General features: G+C 39.3%; 13 protein-coding genes and 1 pseudogene. 8 read left to right on the top strand and 6 right to left on the bottom strand.

Annotated features, from left to right (window positions below; translation table 11 throughout):
- Positions 1-64: 64 nt before the first annotated feature.
- From ftsX to queG, 4 genes are all read right to left on the bottom strand, one after another.
- Complete coding sequence (gene ftsX, locus ABP870_RS09305; RefSeq protein WP_350015135.1) at positions 65-997, bottom strand: permease-like cell division protein FtsX; 933 nt, start codon at positions 995-997, stop codon at positions 65-67.
- The gene (ftsE, locus tag ABP870_RS09300) at positions 990-1,682 is read right to left on the bottom strand and encodes a cell division ATP-binding protein FtsE (protein ID WP_350015134.1); all 693 of its coding nucleotides are present in this window, start codon (positions 1,680-1,682) and stop codon (positions 990-992) included. The genes ftsX and ftsE overlap by 8 nt, the downstream gene beginning before the upstream one ends.
- Before the next feature lie 575 nt (positions 1,683-2,257).
- Positions 2,258-3,353 (bottom strand): peptide chain release factor 2 gene (gene prfB / locus ABP870_RS09295; protein WP_350015133.1). Its coding sequence is split into 2 segments (ribosomal slippage): positions 2,258-3,280 and positions 3,282-3,353, totalling 1,095 coding nucleotides; the frame shifts between segments, so codons are not numbered across the junction.
- A 50-nt stretch (positions 3,354-3,403) separates the two neighbouring features.
- Positions 3,404-4,522: a tRNA epoxyqueuosine(34) reductase QueG gene (gene queG, locus ABP870_RS09290; RefSeq protein ID WP_350015132.1), complete on the bottom strand. Its 1,119-nt coding sequence runs from the start codon at positions 4,520-4,522 to the stop codon at positions 3,404-3,406.
- A 90-nt stretch (positions 4,523-4,612) separates the two neighbouring features.
- Between queG and ABP870_RS09285 the strand changes: the two genes are divergently transcribed.
- Positions 4,613-5,470, top strand: coding sequence for a metallophosphoesterase family protein (locus tag ABP870_RS09285; protein WP_350015131.1), 858 nt, complete (start codon positions 4,613-4,615; stop codon positions 5,468-5,470).
- A 61-nt stretch (positions 5,471-5,531) separates the two neighbouring features.
- A complete protein-coding gene (locus ABP870_RS09280; RefSeq protein WP_350015130.1) occupies positions 5,532-5,900 on the top strand; it encodes a hypothetical protein in 369 nt (122 codons plus the stop codon).
- Positions 5,901-6,232: 332 nt separating this feature from the next.
- On the opposite strand, the gene ABP870_RS09275 is transcribed toward ABP870_RS09280, so the two are convergent.
- Together ABP870_RS09275 and ABP870_RS09270 are read right to left on the bottom strand one after the other, a co-directional pair.
- Positions 6,233-8,917, bottom strand: a complete 2,685-nt coding sequence (locus ABP870_RS09275; RefSeq protein WP_350015129.1) for a cation-translocating P-type ATPase — start codon at positions 8,915-8,917, stop codon at positions 6,233-6,235.
- Positions 8,918-9,143: 226 nt separating this feature from the next.
- Positions 9,144-9,536: a DUF1934 domain-containing protein gene (locus ABP870_RS09270; RefSeq protein WP_350015128.1), complete on the bottom strand. Its 393-nt coding sequence runs from the start codon at positions 9,534-9,536 to the stop codon at positions 9,144-9,146.
- Positions 9,537-9,637: 101 nt separating this feature from the next.
- Between ABP870_RS09270 and ABP870_RS09265 the strand changes: the two genes are divergently transcribed.
- The 6 genes and pseudogenes from ABP870_RS09265 to ABP870_RS09240 all read left to right on the top strand — a co-directional run.
- Positions 9,638-10,939, top strand: coding sequence for an HD domain-containing protein (locus ABP870_RS09265; protein WP_350015127.1), 1,302 nt, complete (start codon positions 9,638-9,640; stop codon positions 10,937-10,939).
- A gap of 77 nt (positions 10,940-11,016) precedes the next feature.
- Positions 11,017-11,826 (top strand): sugar-phosphatase, encoded by an 810-nt coding sequence (yidA, locus tag ABP870_RS09260; protein ID WP_350015126.1) that lies wholly within the window; start codon positions 11,017-11,019, stop codon positions 11,824-11,826.
- On the top strand, positions 11,826-13,046 hold the full coding sequence (locus ABP870_RS09255; protein WP_350015125.1) for an aminoacyltransferase: 1,221 nt from the start codon (positions 11,826-11,828) through the stop codon (positions 13,044-13,046). Before yidA ends, ABP870_RS09255 begins: the two co-directional genes overlap by 1 nt.
- 1 nt (position 13,047) lies before the next feature.
- Positions 13,048-14,280 carry an aminoacyltransferase gene (locus ABP870_RS09250; RefSeq protein ID WP_350015124.1) on the top strand — a complete coding sequence of 411 codons (1,233 nt, stop codon included), beginning with the start codon at positions 13,048-13,050 and terminating at the stop codon, positions 14,278-14,280.
- Positions 14,281-14,304: 24 nt separating this feature from the next.
- Positions 14,305-15,177, top strand: a complete 873-nt coding sequence (locus ABP870_RS09245; protein ID WP_350015123.1) for a lipid II:glycine glycyltransferase FemX — start codon at positions 14,305-14,307, stop codon at positions 15,175-15,177.
- Positions 15,178-15,225: 48 nt separating this feature from the next.
- Positions 15,226-15,538 (top strand): annotated as a pseudogene (locus ABP870_RS09240) (transposase); the annotation flags it as partial.

The following is a 15,538-nucleotide window of genomic DNA, read 5'->3' as shown; positions in this document are numbered from 1 at the left end:
GGTAGGAAAATTAGCAAAGTTATCAGTAAATCTGATGGTGATATACTCATAAAGTCACATTTTCTTAAATCTTCAAGAACCGTCTCATTGATAAAACAGATCCTAGTGAACCAATCACAATCCCGATAAGAACCATAGCAACAACACCCACAGGAATCGCTAAGTCTGGTTTATAAAGGCTTAGATTCTGCTGAACAAGACCTTTCATCAAGTAGTTATAAGCAATGATATAAAGGTACGATACCAAGGCTGCTGGTAGGATGGAGCCAAGCAAGCCAATCCAGGCCCCTTCAAAGAAGAAGGGTCCTCGGATATAAGAGTTCTTAGCGCCAACCAGACGCATGATTTCAATATCGCGGCTACGTGAGAAGATAGTCACTCGAATGGTATTTGAAATGAGGAAAATTGCAACAAAAAGTAAGATTCCCGTTCCAACAAGTCCCCAAATACGAACCATTTTAGCTAGATTAAAGATACGCTCTGTATCTGCACCACCGTACTCCACTGAATCAATACCACCCAGTTGTTCTGCCGCACGAGCAACTTTTTTAACATCTTCAGGTGACTTAGTTTTCAAGTAATAAACATCATAAAGTGGGTTGGCATCTTCATCAAAGACTTCTGAGAAAGAATCGCCCATTTTAGCTTTTAAATCTTCCAATTGCTCATCTTTACTGGAATAGTCGATAGCCTTAACACCATCAATTTCCTTAAGTTGGTCGTAAATCTTATGATAATCCTTATTCACGATTTTCTTTCCTGAGCTGTCTTTGACGGTTTCTTGAGGATCGGTCGAATCCACGTTTAAGAAAACGTTGACTTGGATATTATCCTCAATCCCTGAAGCCAATTTCTCTGTGTTAAGAAGAACCCCGGCAAACAGCCCCACTAAAATCAGGGTAATGGATACTGTTGACATGGCAGCAAAAGTCATCCAACCATTTCGTTTTAAACTCTTGATAGATGTCCATAGGTGTCTGAAAAAGTTTCTAATCATTATAGCCGTACTCTCCTTCCTCTTCGTCACGAACAATTTTACCATCTTCAATAGCAATGACACGATGACGCAGATTATTAACAATCTGTGCATTGTGCGTTGCCATCAAAACAGTCGTTCCTTGAAGATTAATACGCTCAAGTACCTGCATAATTTCCATAGAAATCTCAGGATCCAAGTTACCTGTTGGTTCATCTGCAATCAAAACCTTAGGATTATTGACAATCGCACGCGCAATTGCAACACGTTGTTGCTCCCCGCCGGACAGTTGATTAGGAAATGAACGCATTTTGTGTTTGAGACCAACCAGTTCCAAAACTTCCGTTACGCGTTTTTTGATGTGTTTCCGCTTTTCACCAATAACTTCCATGGCAAAAGCAACATTCTCAAAAACGGTTTTACGCTCTAACAATTTGTAGTCTTGAAACACCACACCGATAGAACGACGTAAGAGGGGAACTTGGCGCTTTTTCATTTTAGCCAGATTAAACTCACCAACTTTGAGAGAGCCACTGGACAATTTTTCCTCACGGTACAACAGTTTGATAAACGTTGATTTACCAGCTCCTGAAGGACCAACAATGTAAACAAACTCTCCCTGATTCACAGAGACACTGACATGACGAAGAGCTGTTGTAGAACGACGATATTTCTTAGAAACATCCTTTAATTCAATTAAAGCCATAAATTAAGATACTAAGAGCGTTAAAAGCCGGCGAAAAATAGGAGCGTGACGACATATGCTGGCATATGAGGAAGGCGATCTTTTTTCACTAGCTTTTAGCTCGAGTTCAAATTTTTTGAACCCGCATCCTTTCCTTTCTATAAGTTCAAAGAACAGAGAGACAAGCCTAAGGGCTGTGCTCAATTCCTTTCGTAAAATACAAGAAGATGATTCGATTCCTCAAAAACTTCCGATGAAAAATAGGAAAACAGCCGATAACTCGTAGAGTCATAGAGGTTTTATCTTTTTTCGAAGAAAGTTAGTCCCTTATTCATTTTAAAAGATACTAAGAGCGTTAAAAGCAGAGGAAAAATAGGAAAACAACAACAACATATGCGAGCACATGAGGTGGGCTGTCTTTTTTCTAGCTTTTTGCTCAAGTTCAATTCGCTTGAACCCGTATCCTTTCCTTTCTATAAGTTCAAAGAATAAAGAAACAAGCCTAAGGGCTGTGCTTAATGCCTTTCTAAAAGATGTCAAAGGGCAGCTCCTGACGATTTCCTGGTCATCTTTCAACCATTAAGCATTATCAGCAGCTAATCCATACGCCATTTCAGGTAGGCATCGATAAAACCTTCGATGTCGCCATCCATAACCTTATCGACTTGTGCCACTTCAAAGTTAGTTCGGTGATCTTTAACCATGGTATATGGAGTAAAAACATAAGAACGAATCTGACTGCCCCAGGTGATTTCTTTTTTATCACCTTTAAGAGCATCCACTTCTTCAGCTTTCTTTTCTTGCTCCATTTGATAAAGTTTAGCTTGCAACATCTTCATCGCACGATCACGGTTACCGTATTGCGTACGATCCACCGTTGAGGAGACAACAATTCCCGTAGGAAGGTGAGTTAAACGAACCCCAGTTGAAACCTTGTTGACGTTCTGACCACCAGCACCACCTGAACGGAAGGTATCCATTTTGATATCATCATCCCGAATATCAACTTCAATGGTGTCGTCCAATTCAGGCATCACCTCAACAGAAGTAAATGAGGTGTGACGGCGCTTAGCTGAATCAAATGGAGAAATACGAACCAAGCGATGAACTCCCATCTCAGATTTCAAGAAACCATAGGCGTTTGGCCCTTCAAAAGAAAGGGTTACAGACTTAATCCCAGCTTCATCACCCGCTTGATAGTCCAAGGTTTCCACTTTGTAGCCCTTGGCATTTCCAAAACGTGTGTACATCCGAAAGAGCATCTCAGCCCAATCTTGCGCCTCAGTCCCTCCTGAACCAGGATGAATCTCCATAATGGCATTATTGCTATCATATGGCTCCGATAAGAGCAATGTCATCTCGTAGCTAGCCATTATTTTAGCTAACTTCTCAAGATTGTCTTCCAGTTCTTCTTGGACAGAATCATCCTCTTCCAGCATTTCTAAATAAAGCTCTGTCTCCTCAGAAAGCTCCTCCATATTGTGGAAGGTTTCATAGGTTTGTTTAAGCTCATTTAACTCTTGCGACGTTTTTTGAGCAGCGATATTATCATTCCAGAAGTCTGGCTCAGTCATACGATTTTCAAGAAGTGCAATATCTTCTTCCAAACGATCTAAGTCAAAGAGACCTCCTGAAGCTAGTCAACTTCTCTTTGTTTTCTACTATTTTTTGACGCATTTCAGCGATTTCCATGATAAACTCCTTATGTTCACTATAATCCTAATCATTCTAGCACAAAGCCTTTAAAATTGCCATTTTTCACGGACTAATTCCCATTCTTTTAAGCTATCTTCTTCTTTTAGAGAAAGGCTGCGCATAAACTCAAGCATGGTCTCATCGGGTTTTTTCACAATCTCACCCAGTGCCCAAATGGCTGTCGCTGTGTGAATAGGATTGTTATTCTTATCAATGATTTCCACTAATTTAACAACCGCACTACGATCATGAGCGTTAGCCAAAGCGATGATGGCATTACGCTGCAAGATATTTTTCCCACGCCACGAACCTGCAATCATGCCAAATTGTTCTTTGAAGGATTTATTCGTCAATTCCAAAAAGGGAATCAACTCGGGCTGGGCTAATTCTGGATCAATCTCACTAGCAAGTGGATTGTCAATCCCGCGATTATAAGGGCAACAAATCTGACAAATATCACAACCATAAATGACCGTCTTGATTTTCTTACGAAATTCCATGTCCATCATGCCCTTGTCCTGAGTTTGGAAAGACAAGCAGCGGCGAGCATTCATCGTCCCATCCCCAATGAGACAAGACGTCGGACAGGCCTCCAAACAGCGGGTGCAATCGCCACAGCCATAATCCACTTCCTGATCAGGCTCAATCTCTAAGTTGGTAATCAACTCCCCCAGATACATATAAGACCCGAATTCTTTAGAGATAACCAAACCATTTTTACCAATAAAGCCGATACCAGCCCTTTTGGCCACAGCAGTGTCCACAAGTGCCCCAGTGTCAACCATGCCCTTATATTCAAAACCTTCGGTCAACTCTTCAATCCCTTGTGCCAAACGATTAAGTTTGTCCTGAAGGACATAATGATAATCTAGTCCCCAAGAATTAGGCGTGATTTTCCCACGTTTATACTGAGTTTTAGGAGGTTTTACCGGTAATTTATTAGGATAAGCAACAGCTATTGAGATAATGGTCTTAGCAGACTCCAAAGACAACTTAGGTTTAATCCGCTCCTCAATGACCTTGTGCTCAAAACCAGTTGTCCGGCCCTCCTCAACACCAGATCGTAAGGTCTTTTCCAAATAATCAAAATCATCGGCAGTTGTAAATCCAATCTTTGAAATGCCAATCTCTTTGGCCAGTTTTTGAATTTCCACCTTAATATCCATGCTATTATTTTAAGTGAAAATCATGTTGATAGCAAGTCAGATCAGTAACAAGTTTGTGTCAAATCAGCTTAAAAAAGGTACAATAGTTTTATGACAAAACTAGCTTTTATGAGTGACCTCCACATTGACCTCAATCATTTCACCGACTTCGAAGTAAACACACTGATAGACCTGCTCAAAGAAGAAGAGATTGACCACCTTCACATTGCCGGAGACATTTCCAACCACCACTATGAGGTATCTCTTCCCTTTCTCGATACCCTCCAGCAGCATCTACCTGTTACTTATAATCTGGGGAATCATGATATGTTAGATTTGACGGAAACTGAGATTGAGCATTTAGACTTTAAGATTCATAAAATTAATGATAAATCCTTCTTAGCTTTTCACGGCTGGTATGACTATAGCTTTCATCCTCAGAAAACGCGCAATGAAAACCTTGCTTTTAAAAATCGTTTTTGGTTTGACAGGCGATTAAATAGGGGAAAAACGGATCATGAACTAACCAGTGACACTCTCAAGACACTAGATATTACCCTATCTAAGCACCCTGAAATAACCTTAATTGCGCTTCACTTTGTTCCTCATCGTAAGTTCCTTATGACACACCCAAGATTAGTTCCGTTCAATGCCTTTTTAGGTAGCCAAGATTTCCATAATCTTTTTGTCAAACACGGTGTAAAAGATGTCGTTTTTGGTCATGCCCACCGTTCCTATGGCAGTCAAACGATTGATGGCATCACCTATCACTCTCGCCCCTTAGGTTACCGGCGCGAGTGGGATTTAACCATCGATTATGTCAACCATCATCCAGAACTCAATCCGACAGGGACATGGAATTTGTCAAAAAGGTACAATCTGGTCAAAAAATTACCCGACTTTAAAAACTTTACCCGACAACAGCTTGAAGAAGAATTCCGACAGTCGCTAACGATTTTTGACTTCTAATCTCTTTTTTGATACCCTTTTCATGGAAAGCTTATCAGATTAGACAAAGGAGGGAAGGCTCTTGTCAATTACTCTTATTCGAAAAACCTGGGATGGTCGCTATCGTCCGAGTGATATCTACCTTAATCGCATCTATCAGGGAAAACTTTACAAAGACCAGCAAATCAGTTTGGATGTGCCAGACACTCCTGCAACACTCAGCTTAGGCTGGGGGATTTTGACTAAATGCCAAGTTGCTGATGGTGATCAGATTATCATGAAGACTAATCCATGGTGGCTTGCCTTAGAATTAATACTCCTCATTTGCCTCGGACTACAGTTCAACATACTGTTCACTAATGCTGACTATTTGCCTACGCAGTTCATTTTACTCTTACTGCTCCTATTAAACTGTATCATCCCCAGATATAGACTGGTTAAAAGCACTTAAAAAGAGTCTGGGGCAAAAGTTTGACACCAAACATAAAAAGGAACAGGATAGTTTTCTATTGAGCAGAATTCTATCTCGTTCCTTTTTTATAAGACGTAAACGCGCCATAACGAGGTATCTAGTCATCCTCTCACTCCTCCAGTATACTGTTAGTCGAAAACATTCCAGAGTCAACTTACGTTGGAATATTTTTCAATATACCTCGTTATTGGACGCTTACTATTGATATGACTGTATTTCTAAGAGGTTTTCATGTTCCAACATAAAGAAAAAGATTGAAGAAAAGGTCCAAAATGGACTTTTTCTTCAATCTGATTTTTTTAGTTTATCTCTTAAATGGCGTTTTTATCTTGACCTGTGGCACGTTGGATTGCTTTCACAATTTCAACGACAACCAATGTCATTAAACTTCCGATAACAACTACTAACCACTGTGTCGCTGATAAATGCGCCACGTGGAAGAAGTTATTAAATCCTGGAACGACCACTGTTGACATGAGTAAGAGAAAGGCAATTGGAATTGACCAGTTGAACAAGCGATTCTTAAAGAGACCAACTTGGAAAACAGATTGGTAAACAGACTTAACATTATAAGCATGTACCAATTGGATCAAACCAAGCGTCACGTACGCCATTGTCAATGCATCTGCATGAATGTCAGCGTATGTGGTGTGTTCTGGGAATTTAAGAGCAAAACCATAAACAGCAAGAACAAGTAAACCTTGAAGTGGTCCTTGATAGATAATGGATTCTTTCACACCACCATCAAAGAAGCTTGATTTGCGTCCACGAGGTTTGTGGGTCATCACGCCTGGTTCAGCAGGCTCAACCCCAAGGGCAATGGCTGGAAGAGTATCCGTTACCAAGTTAATCCAAAGAAGATGAACCGGTTGAAGAACATCCCATCCAAACAAGGTTGCAAGGAAGATTGTCATAACTTCAGCAATATTAGCTGAAAGCAAGTATTGAATGGTTTTTTGAATGTTTGAGAAGACTTTACGTCCTTCTTCCACAGCGACGATAATTGTTGCAAAGTTATCGTCAGCAAGAACCATATCAGAAGCACCTTTAGAAACCTCTGTACCAGTAATTCCCATACCAATACCAATATCAGCTGTTTTCAGTGATGGCGCATCATTAACACCGTCACCAGTCATAGCAACAACTTTACCTTCATTTTGCCAAGCTTTAACGATACGAACTTTATGTTCTGGTGATACGCGGGCGTAAACCGAATATTGTTGGAAGACCTTTTGGAACTCTTCGTCAGATAATTCATTAAGTTCAGCACCAGTAAAGACATGATCTTCTGTGTCATTGGCATCAATAATACCGAGACGTTTAGCAATTGCTTCAGCAGTGTCTTGGTGGTCACCCGTAATCATGATTGGACGAATACCAGCTTCTTTAGCCACTTTAACCGCTTGGGCAGCCTCTGGACGTTCTGGGTCAATCATCCCAACTAAGCCAGCAAATACCAAGTCATTTTCTACCACTTCAGTTTCCATAACAGGCACACTTGCTTCATATTTGTAAGCCATCATGAGAACACGAAGGGCTTGTTTAGCAAGAGACTTATTGGTAGCAAGAATGGCTTCTTTATCAGCATCCGTAATAGGACGCACTTGACCATTGTCTTCAATCTTAGTTACACGTTTAAGCAATTGGTCTGGGGCACCTTTTACAGCAACAAGGTATTGACCATCTGCCAATTGGTGTACTGTTGACATGAGTTTACGATCAGAATCAAATGGTAATTCGGCAACTCGTGGTTCCTTTTCAAGAGTATCCCGAACATCAAACTTGTGGTCCAAACCAAATTGAACAAGAGCTGTTTCTGTTGGATCACCAATCAATTTACCAGACTCATCAATTTTGGTGTCATTGGCAAAGTTCATAATGCGCAAAGCCATATTTGACTGTTCTAATTCATCCTTGGCGTCTTGAAGAGTGCCACTAGTATAGAGTTTTTCGACAGTCATTTGGTTCATTGTCAACGTACCGGTCTTATCTGATGCGATAATTTCTGTTGAACCAAGTGTTTCAACAGCAGGCAATTGACGAATAATGGCGTTACGTTTAGCCAAGACTTGTGTCCCGAGTGAAAGGACTACCGTAACGATGGCTGGCAAACCTTCAGGAATAGCAGCAACAGCAAGAGCAACCGCAATCATGAGACCTTCAAGTGGGCTTTCACCACGAAGGAAGACACCAACTGCAAAGGTAACAGCCGCAATAACCAAGACAGCAACTGTCAAGATTTTAGACAATTGATTTAAGTTTTGTTTTAAAGGTGTATCTGTTTCATCAGCATTCTGGAGCATGTTGGCAATGTGACCAACTTCAGTAAACATACCAGTGTTGGTAACAACACCGATACCACGCCCGTAGGTAACATTTGAGTTTTGGTAACCCATATTAACACGGTCACCAATACCAGCATCTTCAGCTAATTCAACATCTAAAGACTTGTCAACTGGCACTGACTCACCAGTAAGGGCAGCCTCTTCAATTTTCAAAGAGCTAGCTTCCAAAAGGCGCATATCCGCTGGAACAACATCACCTGCTTCAAGTAAGACGATGTCACCAGGAACTAATTCTTTAGAATCAACTTCCTTAACATGTCCATCACGACGAACACGCGCTAATGGGCTAGACATTGACTTAAGTGCTTCAATAGCTGCTTCTGCCTGTCCTTCTTGGTAAACACCAAATGCAGCGTTAATGACAACTACGAATAAGATAATTAAAGCATCTGTTAAACCGTGCATCCCCTCAGTAATCACTGAAAGTGCTGCAGCTGCTAACAAAATGATAATCATCAAGTCTTTAAATTGGTCCAAGAATTTTTGGAAAAGCGACTTCTTATCACCCTCTTCTAATTCATTACGACCATACTCTGACAAACGTTGCTCCGCTTGAGTACTTGTCAAACCTTCCTTGTTTGTCTCAAGAGCTTCAAGAACAGAGTCCTCAGACTGAGTGTAAAACGCTTGACGTTTTTGTTCTTTTGACACTTTTTCTCCTCCTTGGTCTTTCCTCAATAGAAAAAGACCTGTTTATTTTTTAAACAAGTCTCGCAAATTAAGATTATGCCGGAAACAAACGTTTCGAAATGACGACATAATCACGATGACACCATATCACTGACACGATATGACCATCGTCGGCTACTCCCTTGATATAGCGCTATTATACAGAAAAAACACTAAAAAAACAAGAATTATGGAACGAATTCTAAAACTATTCTTTCCACCTCAACCGCATCTGATAGTCTGCCAAGGCTTCTTCTGCTTCGGGATGGGGTAACAGTTGGTAATGTAGTGTTAACTCCTGAGCAGATTGATTCAGTTCAAATTGTGTGGTTTTAGTAACCAAACGCTGCAATCCTAAGGGAGACGGGATTTGAGCTGCGGCAAATTGATCTTTTTCAAATGTCATAATGCTCTGAGGATTGCTAAAGCGCGTTACCGTTAACTTATCGGCATTAAACTTCAAGACAACACGTTCTTTTTCCGAATTAGTATAAATGAGATAAGAAAACTCACCTTTTTCCTTATACTCCCCATCTGCTTCCTCATGTACCACATCAAGGTCCTGATCCATCATAATTTTGTTATCAATGATAATTTTCATAAAAACTTCCTTCAATTTTGTCTTTACATTGTACCAATTTATGAGGATTCTAGCAATTTTTGCTATAATAAAATCAACTTATGCCAATGAAAGGATATGCTATGAAAGAAAAAGTTTTCCGCGATCCCATCCACAATTACATCCATGTGAAAGAGCCTATCATTGCACAATTAATCGATTCCAAAGAATTCCAACGCCTACGTCGTATTAAACAAGTCCCTACAACTTCTTATACTTTTCACGGAGCCGAGCACAACCGCTTCTCCCACTGTCTAGGTGTCTATGATATTGCCCGTCGTGTCACAGAGATTTTCGAACAACAATACGCTGACAAATGGAATCCCAAAGAATCTCTCATTACAATGGTAGCAGGCTTGCTTCATGACATTGGACACGGTGCCTATTCTCATACCTTCGAATTACTCTTTGAAACAGACCACGAAGCCTACACACAGGAAATCATTACTAATCCAGAAACCGAAGTCAATGCTATCCTGCGTCAAGTCTCGCCTGATTTCCCAGAAAAAGTCGCTAGTGTCATCGACCATACCTATGCTAACAAACAGGTTGTTCAACTCATTTCCAGCCAAATCGACTGCGACCGCATGGATTACTTACTTCGAGACTCCTACTACACTGGCACCTCCTACGGACAATTTGATTTAACAAGGATTTTACGCGTTATTCAACCTGTTGAAAATGGTATTGTCTTTGCTAAGAATGGCATGCACGCTGTTGAAGACTACCTAATTGGTCGCTATCAGATGTATATGCAAGTTTATTTCCATCCAGCTAGCCGTGCGATGGAAGTTCTCTTACAAAATCTTTTAAAACGTGCTAAATTTCTTTATCAAAATCATCCAGAATACTTTCAACAAACATCTCCAAATCTCATCCCATTCTTCGAAAAAAATCCTAGTTTAGCTAATTACCTAGCCCTAGATGATGGGGTCATGAATACCTATTTCCAAACATGGATAACTAGCGAAGACAGCATACTAAAAGACTTGGCTAACCGTTTCGTCAATCGTAAACTCTTAACATCGATTAGTTTTGATGAAAAAAATGCGTCGCAGTTAAATGATATGATAAAATTAGTACGACAGACCGGATTCGATCCTGATTATTATACAGGCATTCACATCAATCTAGACTTGCCTTACGATGTCTATAAACCTAAAAGCAATAAACCACGTACGCAGATAGACATCGCTGAAAAAGATGGCAGCAAAAAAGAGTTATCAGCCTTATCACCACTAGTAGCATCTTTATCGGGGAATATCCATGGTGACCGACGATTTTACTTTCCAAAAGAAATGTTACAAACAAATGATCTCTTTACCCAAGATAAGATAAAGTTCCAAAAATTTATCGCTAATGGGCATCTGATCAGCACCCCATAATCTAAGCTCTGCCATGACAAAATGGCAGTTTTTTAGTAAACTAGATTGGAAACACTTTTCTGAAAAAGGAGACGATTATGTCTATTAAACTAGTTGCCATTGACATCGATGGCACTTTATTAAATGAAAACAGAGAAATCACACCCGAAGTTTTTGCTGCCATTCAGGATGCTAAAGCAGCTGGTGTTAAAATTATCATCACAACAGGACGTCCTATTGCCGGGGTTACAACAATGCTTGATGAACTCAATCTGCGTGACAAAGGTGATTATGTCATTACCTTCAATGGTGGACTGGTTCAAGAAACAGATACAGGTTCTGATATTGTCAAGGTCCCTCTTTCATATGAAGAATATCTTGACATCGAGCTAATGGCTAGAAAACTCGGCGTTCACATGCACGCCATTACGAAAGACGGTATTTATACAGCCAACCGCGATATTGGAAAATACACTATCCATGAAGCAACCCTGGTGGATATGCCTGTTTACTACCGCACACCAGAGGAAATGGCAAATAAAGAAATCGTTAAAATCATGTTTATTGATGAACCGGAGGTTCTTGACGCAGCGATTGCTAACATTCCAGAAGATTTTGCAAATCGCTTCATGTTAGTTAAGTCCAAACCATTCTACCTTGAAGTTGTCGATAAAGGTGTCAGCAAAGGTAATGCTATCAAAGCACTTGCTAAACAGCTTGACATTTCTATGGAAGAGACTATGGCTATTGGTGATGAGGAAAATGATCGTGCCATGCTTGAAGTTGTAGGAACGCCTGTTGTGATGGAAAACGGTGTGCCAGAACTCAAGAAAATTGCCAAATACATCACCAAATCCAATGAAGAATCTGGTGTCGCACATGCTATTAGAGAGTGGGTATTAAACTAATGACATATTCCGTAAAAATTGGGATTTCTGCCGAGGAACACGATCGATTTGTCATCAAGCATCCGCTGACTAATATACTGCAATCTAGTTCCTGGGCTAATATTAAAGATACTTGGGGAAACGATCGTATTGGTTTCTACAAAAATGATCAATTGGTCGCAGTGGCTTCCGTACTCATTCAGCCACTACCACTTGGATTTACAATGATTTATAGCCCACGTGGGCCAGTTATGGATTATACTGATAAAGAATTGTTGACGTTTGTTATTGACAACTTAAAGAAATATGGCAAAAAGAAAAAAGCCGTCTTTATCAAATGCGATCCTTTCATTCTTTTGGCTGATCATAAAGTCGATGAAGAACCAAACGATAAAGCATTGGGCCATGAGGTTATTAAAAATTTAACGGATGCTGGCGCTTATTGGACAGGTCGAACGGAAGATTTAGCTCAAAATATCCAACCTCGTTTTCAAGCCAATATATACTCGGAAGGTTTTTCAGAATCTACTTTGCCTAAAAAAATCCGTCAAACTATCCGCTCATCACGAAACAAAGGAGTTGAGATTGTTTTTGGCGGACTGGACTTGGTGGATGATTTTGCTAAATTAATGAAAAAAACCGAAGACCGTAAACATATCCATCTTCGTGGTCAAGATTATTACGAAAAATTACTAAAAACATATGGCAATGATGCTTATATTACCATGGCTAGGCTAAATCTTAACGAAAGATTAGAACAAGCACAGACAGCACTAAATAACGCTTTAAATCTCCAGAAAACCTTTACAGAAGAAACGCGCCAAAACAAAGTAAACGCAACAGAAAATGAGATTAAACGCCATCAAAAAGATATAGCATTCTTTACAGAAAAACTTGAAAAAGGTCAAGATATTGTGCCACTAGCAGCAACACTATCACTTAATTATGGTCAAACTTCAGAAAACATCTATGCTGGTATGGATGAAGATTATAAACAATATAATGCTCCTTTGATCACCTGGTTTGAAACAGCACAGCATGCCTTTGAGAAAGGAGTCAAATGGCAAAATATGGGGGGGATTGAAAACCAGTTAGATGGTGGCCTATACCGATTTAAATCAAAATTGAACCCGATGATTGAAGAGTTTATCGGCGAATTCAACATACCTGTCAATCCACTCCTTTATCACCTATCCAATACCGCCTATATTTTAAGAAAAAAATTAAGGAGCAAACGTTAAAATGCCTGTTAAAGTATTAACCTGGGACGTATTTGATCATTTTGTCAATCGCGCAAAACACCGAAATTTTGAACAATCTTCTGAGATGGGAGCACTTCTAGAAAAAAGAGGCTATCATGTATCTCCAGTTGGCTATGTCGATGATAATGATCTTGTTCAAGTTGCAGCAATCGTATACAGCACACCCGTAGCGGGTGGCCTTTACTCAGAAATCCACTATGGTCCAGTCTTTGATGATAGCCAATACCTCCTACCCTTCCTTGAAGGCTTAAAAGAATTTGTAAAAGATAATAATACCATCGAGCTTGCTGTAAAACCTTATGACAGTTATCAAAATTATGACGATAACGGTAATGAAATATCACCTCAAAATCAAGAATTACTTGATATTTTTGAAAAAGCTGGTTATCAATTCCAAGGGTTAACCACTGGTTTCGAAACCAGTGATTGGCATTATGTTAAATCTTTGAAAAATATTAAAACATCAGAACTCATCAACAGCTTTAGTAAAAAAGGAAAAGGGCTCGTAAAGAAAGCCAATACTTTTGGAATTAAACTACATAAGTTAGACCGAGAAGAATTAACTATTTTTAAAGAAATTACCACTGCGACATCCGAGCGTCGAAAATATAACGATAAACCCCTTGATTATTATCAAAAATTATATGATAGCTTTGAAGAGCGAGCCGAATTCATTGCTGCGACTTTAAACTTTAAAGATTATCTCAATCAGGTCAACTCAGAACATCAGCGAGTATTAGAACAGCTGCAATCCATTGAAAATGATTTATCTGAAAATCCAAATTCTGCCAAAAAGAAAAAAGAATTGCAGCAGATCCTGAAACTAGAGCAAACTTTTATAACTCGTAAAAAAGAGGCACAACAGTTAATTGACCAATATGGCAATGAGGACCAAGTTCTAGCTGCTAGCCTATTCATCTTTACTCCACAAGAAACAACCTACTTCTTTAGCGGCTCATACCCTGAATTCAATAAATTCTACGCTCCTGCTCTTCTTCAAGAATATGCTATGAAAGAAAGTATCAAGCGAGGCATTCCAGTCTACAACTTCCTAGGAATTGCTGGCTCATTCGATGGGTCAGATGGTGTTCTACGCTTCAAACAAAATTTCAATGGTTATATTGAAAGACGCCCGGGCAGTTTCAATTATTATCCAAAACCAAGAAAATATCGCTTCATTAAACAATTCAAAAAAATAACAGGACGCTTGTAATTCAACTATTGATAAGGAGTAATAATGAAAATTAAAATTGTTTCTGACGATGAGTATCGACTTACGCAAGAAAACTATGACAATGCCAACTTCCTGCAATCTTCTGAAATATCTCAACTCCAAGAAGAACGCCATAACTTTGTAAAAGTAGAACGTCTACTTTTCGTTGAAAACAATAACATTGTCGGGCAGGCCATCCTAAACTACCGAAGAAAATATAAAGTTTTTACTGAGGCTCTTGTTGTTCAAGGCCCTCTATTAAACTATCAAAATCAAGGACAAGTTGAAGCTGCTATTAGTTGCTTAGAGCAACATGTCAAAAAAAATAAAGCCATTCATTTAATGATTCATCCTTTTATCATCAATCAAATCAAAAATGAAGCATTAGAAATCGCATCCGATCAAATCCAAATGGATACCATCTCGACACTCCAGGGTCTTGGGTTTACCAGAGACATTAATATTGAAGACATGTCTAATGGAATGGGACAAGCTTTCGTAAAGAACCTTACTCATTTTTCTAACATAGATGATATCGTCCAATCATTTCCACCTTCTCTAAAACGAGATATCAAAAAATTCAAAGCTTTAGAGGTCAAAGTCGTCGAATTGGACCAATCAAGGCTTGATGAATTTTATAATATATTATCCAAAACCGGTAAGCGAAAGAATTTTTCAGTTCAAGATTTTCAATTCTTTCAATTATTAAAAAAGTACCTCGGTGAACGAGCTAAGTTCATGTTGGCTTACCTGGATGTCCCAGCATATCTAAACTATTTAGAAGAGAATATCAATCATTTCCAAGTTAAAATTGATGAGCTTAACTCAGGCAAAGTGACTAAAAAAACCAAGGGATTGATTGTTGCTTTCGCTTATGAATCGGCTACACTAAACTAGACAGAATTTATAAAGTATTCTATAGTAATCAAAAACAGGAGAAAAGATATGTCTAGAAAAGTGCGTCGTCAATTTAGTGATGACTTTAAGCAACAAATCGTTGACCTTCACAATGCAGGTATGAAACGTAGCGAGATCATCAAAGAATATGATTTAACCCCCTCAACCTTCGACAAATGGGTCAGACAAGCCAAAACAACTGGCTCCTTCAAATCGATTGATAATCTAACAGAAGAACAACGAGAGCTAATAGCCCTTAGAAAGCACAATAAAGAACTCAAAATGCAGCTAGACATCCTAAAGCAAGCGGCAGTGATTATGGCACAAAAAGGCAAATAATCACTGCTAACAAGGATAAATA

It is taken from the genome of Streptococcus jiangjianxini (genome assembly GCF_040225085.1).
Classification (GTDB): Bacteria; Bacillota; Bacilli; order Lactobacillales; family Streptococcaceae; genus Streptococcus; species Streptococcus jiangjianxini.
This window is presented reverse-complemented; position numbering and strand designations above follow the sequence as displayed.